Origin of the sequence: Mycobacterium sp. 1164985.4, assembly GCF_001668575.1 — a bacterium.
Classification (GTDB): domain Bacteria; phylum Actinomycetota; class Actinomycetes; order Mycobacteriales; family Mycobacteriaceae; genus Mycobacterium.
Window position 1 is genome coordinate 1 of record NZ_LZMD01000009.1, and the last position, 8,330, is coordinate 8,330.

At 67.3% G+C, this 8,330-nt stretch carries 11 protein-coding genes; 7 read left to right on the top strand and 4 right to left on the bottom strand.

Annotated features, from left to right (window positions below):
* The first annotated feature begins 220 nt into the window (after nucleotides 1-220).
* Together A5650_RS26645 and A5650_RS00460 are read left to right on the top strand one after the other, a co-directional pair.
* Entirely contained in the window at nucleotides 221-427 is a 207-nt protein-coding gene (locus tag A5650_RS26645) for a hypothetical protein (protein ID WP_156743955.1), read from the top strand.
* 828 nt (nucleotides 428-1,255) lie between these two features.
* Complete coding sequence (locus A5650_RS00460) at nucleotides 1,256-1,720, top strand: YciI family protein (protein ID WP_067285204.1); 465 nt, start codon at nucleotides 1,256-1,258, stop codon at nucleotides 1,718-1,720.
* A gap of 6 nt (nucleotides 1,721-1,726) precedes the next feature.
* On the opposite strand, the gene A5650_RS00465 is transcribed toward A5650_RS00460, so the two are convergent.
* Complete coding sequence (locus A5650_RS00465) at nucleotides 1,727-1,975, bottom strand: DUF3253 domain-containing protein (RefSeq protein ID WP_067285206.1); 249 nt, start codon at nucleotides 1,973-1,975, stop codon at nucleotides 1,727-1,729.
* Nucleotides 1,976-2,079: 104 nt separating this feature from the next.
* Between A5650_RS00465 and fadD8 the strand changes: the two genes are divergently transcribed.
* Nucleotides 2,080-3,681, top strand: a complete 1,602-nt coding sequence (gene fadD8, locus A5650_RS00470; protein WP_067285208.1) for a fatty-acid--CoA ligase FadD8 — start codon at nucleotides 2,080-2,082, stop codon at nucleotides 3,679-3,681.
* A gap of 80 nt (nucleotides 3,682-3,761) precedes the next feature.
* Here the strand turns inward: fadD8 and A5650_RS00475 are convergent, their stop codons facing one another.
* Both A5650_RS00475 and A5650_RS00480 read right to left on the bottom strand, forming a co-directional pair.
* Nucleotides 3,762-4,364, bottom strand: a complete 603-nt coding sequence (locus tag A5650_RS00475) for a nucleoside/nucleotide kinase family protein (protein WP_067285210.1) — start codon at nucleotides 4,362-4,364, stop codon at nucleotides 3,762-3,764.
* Nucleotides 4,348-4,557 carry a hypothetical protein gene (locus tag A5650_RS00480; protein ID WP_067086333.1) on the bottom strand — a complete coding sequence of 70 codons (210 nt, stop codon included), beginning with the start codon at nucleotides 4,555-4,557 and terminating at the stop codon, nucleotides 4,348-4,350. The genes A5650_RS00475 and A5650_RS00480 overlap by 17 nt, the downstream gene beginning before the upstream one ends.
* A gap of 129 nt (nucleotides 4,558-4,686) precedes the next feature.
* Here A5650_RS00480 and A5650_RS00485 point away from each other — a divergent pair, with 129 nt between their 5' ends.
* The 4 genes from A5650_RS00485 to A5650_RS00500 all read left to right on the top strand — a co-directional run bounded on the left by A5650_RS00485 (nucleotide 4,687) and on the right by A5650_RS00500 (nucleotide 7,809).
* The gene (locus A5650_RS00485) at nucleotides 4,687-5,889 is read left to right on the top strand and encodes an RNA polymerase sigma factor (RefSeq protein ID WP_067285221.1); all 1,203 of its coding nucleotides are present in this window, start codon (nucleotides 4,687-4,689) and stop codon (nucleotides 5,887-5,889) included.
* A 96-nt stretch (nucleotides 5,890-5,985) separates the two neighbouring features.
* Nucleotides 5,986-6,441: a nitroreductase family deazaflavin-dependent oxidoreductase gene (locus tag A5650_RS00490; protein WP_067285213.1), complete on the top strand. Its 456-nt coding sequence runs from the start codon at nucleotides 5,986-5,988 to the stop codon at nucleotides 6,439-6,441.
* A gap of 10 nt (nucleotides 6,442-6,451) precedes the next feature.
* A complete protein-coding gene (locus A5650_RS00495) occupies nucleotides 6,452-6,901 on the top strand; it encodes a nitroreductase family deazaflavin-dependent oxidoreductase (RefSeq protein ID WP_067285216.1) in 450 nt (149 codons plus the stop codon).
* Nucleotides 6,898-7,809 (top strand): 1,4-dihydroxy-2-naphthoyl-CoA synthase, encoded by a 912-nt coding sequence (locus tag A5650_RS00500; RefSeq protein ID WP_067285218.1) that lies wholly within the window; start codon nucleotides 6,898-6,900, stop codon nucleotides 7,807-7,809. The genes A5650_RS00495 and A5650_RS00500 overlap by 4 nt, the downstream gene beginning before the upstream one ends.
* A gap of 55 nt (nucleotides 7,810-7,864) precedes the next feature.
* Here the strand turns inward: A5650_RS00500 and A5650_RS00505 are convergent.
* Nucleotides 7,865-8,330, bottom strand: a 466-nt coding sequence (locus A5650_RS00505) for an oxygenase MpaB family protein (protein WP_156743956.1), incomplete at its 5' end; no start/stop codon positions are given.

Genomic DNA, 8,330 nt, shown 5'->3' on the forward strand with positions numbered 1-8,330 from the left:
CGATCGGTGGCTGCAGTGGTGGCGGCGGCGGTGGCGGCGGCGGTGCGATCGGTGGCTGCAGTGGCGGCCCCCATACCGCCGATATCTCCCCCACCGATGCCGCCGATGTGGCCCATGCCCCCCATCCCGCCGATGTCTCCCATACCTCCCATCGGCGGTGGTGCGATCGGCGGTGCGATTGGTGGCGGGTCAACCGGCGCCAACGGCGGCGGTGCGATCGGTGGCGGGTCAACCGGCGCGAACGGTGGCGGTGCGATCGGCGGTCGCGGCGGTGGCGGCGGCGGTGCGATCGGTGGCTGCAGTGGTGGCGGCGGCGGTGGCGGCGGCGGTGCGATCGGTGGCTGCAGTGGCGGCGGCGGCGGTGGCGGTGTGGCGGATGGCGGCGCGTATGGGCCGCCCTGGCACACCGGATTTCCAGGCTGGCTGATACACCCCGGATCAGCCGGGCCAGTGATGGGTTGTGGACCAGGCGGAGGAGGCGCCGGCGAGTATGGACCGCCCTGACACACCGGGTATGTCGGCATCTCCACACATCTGGGATCACCGGGGCCAGTCGGGGGCCCAGGGGGAGGATTAGGAGGCTGAAGCGGTGCCGGCACGTTGGAAAACCCTGTGGCGGAGGGCATCGCGATCGCAGGCGCAGTGGTGCCGGTAGCAGCTACAACGATAAACACCCCCGATACAACGCTTTTCGCGATGACATTGCGGAGTACCGGGTCCTCGGTCCAACTCATCGGTTAATCCATCTCACGCCCTCAGAAGGCGACGCATCCTCCAATATTATTGACGCACATGAATATTCACGCACAGTAGCCTCCCGATGGTGGAACGGACGAACGCTAACCCATCCAAAACGCTTCGAGCAGCGATTCGGCAAAACAGCGCTCACCAACTGCCGAGTGCCTGATGACCGGACGGGCCCAGCGCGCCGAAACGTTGGCGCGAGAACCTCGACGCGCCGATCACGTCTCTGTCCGGCGAGTCCCTGGCGACTCGAGCCGTCATCGCGCGATGCCGCCCAGCAGTCGCTGGCGGCGGCGCACCTATGGACTAAGTGTCTTTCCCGGGCCTGCCCGCGGGACAGCAAAAGGGGCCGCGAGGCAGGTGTCCATTCATGTGGCCGGCACGAAAAATTCCCGAAATTCCGATGAGAATTCGTCGCGGCGCGTGTCGAATTCAGTGGGATCCCGTTCGACGTCATTGCGAGGGCACGAAAGACGGCCCCGACGAAACCGACACAACAGGAGATGAACTGATGGCGCGATACATGATGATCATGCGGGTCACCCCCGAAGGCGCGGCGGCGTTCGCCGATGCCGAGATCGACTTCAACGAGGTCATCGAGTCGATGGGCCGCTACAACGAGGAACTGATCAAGGCCGGGGTGATGCTTGCCGGCGAGGGCCTCACGGGGCCGGAGGACGGCTTCGTCGTCGACTTCGACGCGGACCCGCCGGTGGTGACCGACGGCCCGTACACCGAGGCCAAGGAGCTGTTCAACGGCTTCTGGATCATCGACGTGTCGTCGAAGGAGGAGGCCAAGCAGTGGGCCCAGAAGTGTCCGCTGGGGCCGGGCGTCCGGCTCGAGGTCCGGCTGGTTGGTGAGACCGACCAGTTCCCGCAGGACAATCCCTGGGTCAAGAAGGAGATCCAGTGGAAGGCCGACCTCGCCGAGAAGGTCGCCGCACAGGCCCGTGCGGAGGCCGACCGGTTGGCCTGACGATCGCTAGGTGGCGCGGATCCGGATGGGTCCGCGCCACGTCGCGTTCGGGTCGAGCACCTCGCCCTTCTGGGTGATCTCGACGTCGCCGTTGCGGGCGAGGTCGCGGGCGGTCTCGCGGGCGTCGTCCATCAAGTCGCGCCAGTCGTCGCCGCCGATCGCACGGGCGGCGTCCGACGGGCAGATCGTCTTGTCCGGGCCCCGTTCGCGAGACAGCTTCAGGATCGTCTCGCGCAGCCGCTGCCGGTCGCCCACTTCGCCGAATCTACGCTCCCGCGCACAGGGGTCGTATCGCTCGTGGCCTGGCGAGTTACGGGGACTTCGTGACTGGAATTGGAACACGTTCTAGTCTGAGGGGCATGAGTGCTGACCTCCTGCGCCATCCCATCCATTCCGGCCACCTCACCGTCGGGGCACTGAAGCGGAACAAGGACCGGCCGGTGCTGTTCCTCGGCGACACCACGCTCACCGGCGGGCAGCTCGCCGAGCGCATCAGCCAGTACATTCAGGCGTTCGAGGCGCTCGGCGCGGGGTCGGGCACGGCCACGGGCCTGCTGTCCCTCAACCGGCCGGAGGTGCTGATGATCATCGGCGCCGGGCAGACGCAGGGCTACCGGCGCACCGCACTACACCCTCTCGGCTCTTTGGACGACCACGCCTATGTGTTGAACGACGCCGGCGTCACGTCGCTGATCATCGACCCGAACCCGATGTTCGTCGAGCGGGCGCGGGGGCTGCTGGACAAGGTGCCGGGGCTCAAGCAGATCCTGACGATCGGGCCGGTGCCCTCCGAGTTGGAAGGCGTGGCCGTCGACCTGACCGCCGAGGCCGCGAAGTACTCGCCGCAGCCTCTGGCGGCCGCCGACCTGCCGCCCGACCACATCGGCGGCATGGCCTACACCGGCGGCACCACCGGTAAGCCGAAGGGCGTCATCGGCACCGTGCAGTCGATCACGACGATGACGACGATCCAGCTCGCCGAGTGGGAATGGCCGGAGAATCCGAAGTTCTTGATGTGCACCCCGCTGTCGCACGCGGGCGCGGCGTTCTTCGTGCCGACGATCATCAAGGGCGGCCAGCTGTTCGTGCTCACAAAATTCGATCCCGCCGAGGTGCTGCGGGTGATCGAGGAGCAGAAGATCACCGCGACCATGCTGGTGCCGTCGATGATCTACGCGCTGATGGACCATCCGGATTCACGCACGCGCGACCTGTCGTCGCTGGAGACGGTGTACTACGGCGCATCGGCGATGAACCCGGTGCGGCTGAAGGAGGCGATCGACCGGTTCGGCCCGATCTTCGCGCAGTACTACGGCCAGTCCGAGGCGCCGATGGTGATCACCTATCTCGGCAAGAAGGATCACGACGAGAAGCGGTTGACGTCGTGTGGGCGACCGACGGTGTTCGCCCGGGTCGCGCTGCTCGATGCCGACGACAAGCCGGTGCCGCAGGGCGAGGTCGGCGAGATCTGTGTGTCCGGTCCCCTGGTGTCCGGCGGCTACTGGAACAAGCCCGAGGCGACGGCCGAGACGTTTCGCGACGGGTGGATGCACACCGGCGACCTGGCCCGAGAGGACGAGGACGGGTTCTATTACATCGTCGACCGGACCAAGGACATGATCGTCACCGGCGGCTTCAACGTGTTCCCGCGTGAGGTGGAAGACGTTGTCGCCGAACATCCGTCGGTCGCTCAGGTCTGCGTGATCGGCACCCCCGACGAGAAGTGGGGTGAGGCGGTGACGGCGGTGGTCGTGCTGCGCCCCGACGCCGACCGCTCCGAGGACGCCGTCGCGCAGATGACCACGGAGATCCAATCCGCGGTCAAGGAACGCAAGGGTTCGGTGCAGTCGCCGAAGCAGGTGATCGTCGTCGACTCGGTGCCGGTGACCGCACTGGGCAAGCCGGACAAGAAGGCCGTGCGCGCACAGTTCTGGGCGGGTTCGGAGCGCGCGGTCGGCTGATTCCGCTCTTTTCCGTCCCGCGAGCAGACGCGAAACTGCCTCATTTCGCGGAATTTTGGGCAGGTTAGCGTCTGCTCGCGCTAGGAAGTGAGCACCCAGTCCGCCCGCGGTTCAGCGCGTTCGATGCGCGCGGCGTTGACGTCATCGACGGTGTGCACCCATGCCTGCGCCTGCTCCGGCGACTTGCCGAAGGCGATGTGACGCGCGATGAGGCGGCGACGACGCTCGTCGGTCGGGGCGTCGACGAACCAGACCTCGTCGAGCAGCGCACGCACCTTCGCCCACGGGTCGTCGCCGTCGAGAAGGTAGTTGCCTTCGGTGACGATCAGCCGATGCTCGGGCAGAACGGGAATGCTGCCCGCGATCGGCTGTTCGAGATCGCGGTCAAACGCCGGCGCGTAGACGGTCTCGTCGCCCTGGTCCTTGATGCGTTGCAGCAGAGCGAGATACCCGTGGGCGTCGAACGTATCGATCGCGCCCTTGCGGTCGAGGCGGCCGAGCCGTTCGAGTTCGACGTCGGCGAGGTGGAAGCCGTCCATCGGCACGGACACCGCGCCGTCGACCGCGGATGCGATCGCCTCGGCCAGTGTCGACTTGCCCGCACCGGGCGGACCGGTGACACCGAGTACCGCGCGAGGGTGACGGCGCCGCAGCGCGTCGAGGCGACTAGTCCAGGAGGGCATCGATTTCCGCGGCGAAGCGAGCGAGTCGCTCCTCTTCGCTCGGGATGCCCTCCTGCTCGTCGGCGGCGCGCTGCCAGCCCAACCGCCACATCCTCGCGATCGCCCGGTCCCCCAACCCCGCATACGGGTTGACGAGCGTGTGCGGGAACGCCTTGCGGCCTTCCCAATACGCGGTGACCAACCTGTGGGTCATACCTTCTAACTTTCCGTCGCGACGTCACCGAATGCATTGCGACACGCCGCAGGAAAACGCCTGTTTGCGTCGGCTCGGCACAATGAAGGCGTGACCGACGTGCAGGCCACCGTCGACGCGGTGTGGCGCATGGAAGCGGCGAAAATCGTCGCGACACTGACGCGTTCGGTCGGCGACGTCGGACTCGCCGAAGACCTGGCCGCCGACGCGCTCGTCGACGCGCTCGAGCAGTGGCCCGCGTCGGGTGTTCCGCGCAACCCCGGCGCATGGTTGACCACCGTGGCCAAACGCAAGGCCATCGACCTGTGGCGGCGACAGGAGAACCTCGACAGCAAATACGCCGCGATGGCTCGCGAACTCGAGACCCACGTCGACGAGCCCTGGGATCCCGACCGCATCGACGACGACGTGCTCCGGTTGGTCTTCATCTCGGCGCACCCGGTGCTGCCGCGGGAAGGCCGGATCGCGCTGACGTTGCGGGTGGTGGGCGGCCTCACGACCGAGGAGATCGCCCGCGCCTTTCTGACGTCCACCCCGACCGTCGCCGCGCGGATCACCCGTGCCAAGAAGACCCTCTCGGCCGCGAACGTGCCGTTCGAGGTGCCGGACCGCTCGGAGTTTCCTTCGCGGCTATCGGCCGTACTGAGCGTGATCTACCTGATCTACAACGAGGGATATTCGGCGTCGTTCGGGCAGCGTTGGATCCGCGACGAGCTGTGTGCCGAGGCGCTGCGTCTCGGTCGGGTGCTCGCCGCGCTGGTGCCCGACGAGCCCGAGGTTCACGGCCTGGTGGCGTTGATGGAGCTGCAGTCGTCGCGCTTCGCGGCGCGCACCGACGACGACGGCAGGCCCATCCTGTTGGAGGACCAGAACCGCTCCAAATGGGACCGCGCGCAGATCCAGCGTGGCGTGGCCGCGCTCGAGCGGTCCGCTAACACGTTGCGGCGCAAGGGTACCGGCTGGGGACCGTATGCTCTGCAGGCCGCGATCGCAGAGTGTCACGCCACCGCGCCGACCGCCGCCGACACCGACTGGCAGCGCATCGTCGCGCTGTACGACGGATTGATTCAGGCGGCGCCGTCGCCCGTGGTTGCGCTCAACCGGGCGGTCGCGGTGGCGATGGCCAGCGGCCCGGCAGCCGGATTGGAGATCGTCGACTCGCTGACGGGTCTGGAGGCTTCGCATCTGTTGCCGAGCGTGCGCGGCGAACTGCTCGCCCGGTTGGGCCGAGGCGCCGAGGCCGCCGCCGAATTCGACCGGGCAGCGGCGATGACCGACAATGAGCGTGAACGAGACATCCTGCGCGACAAGGCAAGTCAGGTGCGCCGGTAGCATCGGCGCCAGGAGTGAGATCAAGACCGCCCTCGTCGACCATTCGGGTACGTTGTTCCGGCTACGTCGTCACCGTCTGAGCGGTAGCCTCCCCGCATGGGCGATCGGACGGCGCCCCCGCGGTGGCTCAAATTCGCCAACAAGCTGGTGATGGTGCTGTTGCGTCTCGGGCTGCCGATCTCGCGGCACGAGTCCCCCGTGGTGTTGACCGTGCCCGGCCGCAGGACCGGCAAGCCACGGTCGACGCCGATCACGCCGATGTTCGTCGACGGCGCCCGCTACGTCATCAACGGCTATCCGGGCGCGGACTGGGTGAGCAACGCCCGCGCGGCCAATCAGGTCACGCTGCGGTATGGCCGGCGATCCGAGCGGGTGCGCCTCGTCGAGCTGACCCCGGACGAGGCGCGGCCGGTGCTGCGGCAGTTCCCGGCGCAGGTTCCCGTCGGCGTCGAGATGATGACGCGCGCCGGGGTGTTGGAGACCGGGACACCCGAGGAACTCGAGGCCATGGCGGGCCGCCTGCCGGTGTTCCGCGTCGAGGTCATCACGTAGCGTTTGCGCCATGTCCGACATTCGCCTGCCCTGGTGGCTGAAGTACGTCAACAAGGTGATGATCGGCCTGCAGAAGCTGGGCATCCTGGGCGACAAGGGCCCGGTCGTGCTCGAGGCGCCCGGGCGCAAGACCGGTAAGCCGCGCAAGACCCCGGTCACCCCGATGGAGGTCGACGGACAGCGCTACGTCGTCGGCGGAGTACCCGGCTCGGATTGGGCCGCCAACGTCAGGGCCGCCGGTGAGGTCACCCTGCACATCGGCCGCCGCAGCGAACGGGTACGGATGGTGGAGATGCCGATCGACGAGGCACGACCGTTGCTGCGGGAGTTCCCGCTGAAGGTGCCCACCGGGGTGGACTTCATCAAGAACGCCGGCCTGGTCACCGGGCCCAATCCCGACGAGTTCGAGGCCCTCGCGGGGCGGTGCCCCGTTTTCCGCATCGATAAGGTATCCCAGTGAGTGACAACCCCTTTGACCCGTCGCAGTGGCAGCCCGTCGACGGTTTCGACCTGACCGACATCACCTACCACCGCCACGTCGTCGACGGCGTCGCGCAGCCCACGGTTCGCGTCGCGTTCGATCGGCCGGAGGTGCGCAACGCCTTTCGTCCGCACACCGTCGACGAGCTGTATCGGGTCCTCGACCACGCCCGGATGTCGTCGGATGTCGGTGTCGTGCTGCTGACCGGTAACGGACCGTCACCGAAGGACGGCGGGTGGGCGTTCTGCTCCGGTGGCGACCAGCGGATCCGCGGGCGCAGCGGTTACCAGTACGCATCAGGTGAGACCGCCGAGACCGTCGACCCCGCCCGCGCCGGACGCCTGCACATCCTCGAGGTGCAACGGCTGATTCGGTTCATGCCGAAACCCGTGATCTGTCTGGTCAACGGGTGGGCCGCCGGCGGCGGGCACAGCCTGCACGCCGTGTGCGATCTGACCCTGGCCAGCCGCGAGCACGCCCGGTTCAAGCAGACCGACGCCGACGTCGGCAGCTTCGACGGCGGGTACGGCAGCGCGTATCTGGCCAAGCAGGTCGGTCAGAAGTTCGCCCGCGAGATCTTCTTCCTCGGCAGGCCCTACACCGCCGAGCAGATGCATGCGATGGGTGCGGTCAACGCGGTCGTCGACCACGCCGAACTCGAGACCGTCGCGCTGCAGTGGGCGTCGGAGATCAACGGCAAGTCGCCGCAAGCGATTCGGATGCTCAAGTACGCGTTCAACCTCACCGACGACGGGCTCGTGGGCCAGCAGTTGTTCGCCGGGGAGGCGACCCGGTTGGCGTACATGACCGACGAAGCGGTCGAGGGGCGCGACGCCTTCCTGGAGAAGCGCGACCCGGACTGGAGCTCTTTCCCGCGCTACTTCTGACACGCGGTTTGGGTGCACTAGCGATCGCTGGGCGACTGGTAGCGCACCCGAATCGCTAGGACGGGGACACGGCGCCCGGGACGCGGTAGGCGAACGACTTCTTCTGCCGCTCCTTCATCTTCTCCAGGCACTGGTGATGCTTGCGTGCGTGGTACGCCAGCGGAAAGTACGTCAGCCGGTCGGGAAGCACGCGATAGGCGATGCGGATCGCCTTGTAGATGCGGTTGAGCTGACGTTGCTCCTCCGGACTCCAACTCACGCCGAGCTTGGCGCGCAGACGGGGGTCGAGCAGGCCGACGATCGACAGGTAGTTCAACCGAAGCACGGGCCGCAGCGTGGCCTTGATCGCCGGATAGAACAGCTTGGGCACCGATGGGGGCATCTCCATCGTGCCGGTGATCAGATCGTCCATCAGCTTCTGCGCCTGCGGCGTGGCCTCGAGCTTGTCGATCATCGACTCGAAGTAGTCGGTCATCTCCTGATCGGTCTCGGGATAGTCGCGCATCGGCACATGCAGCAGC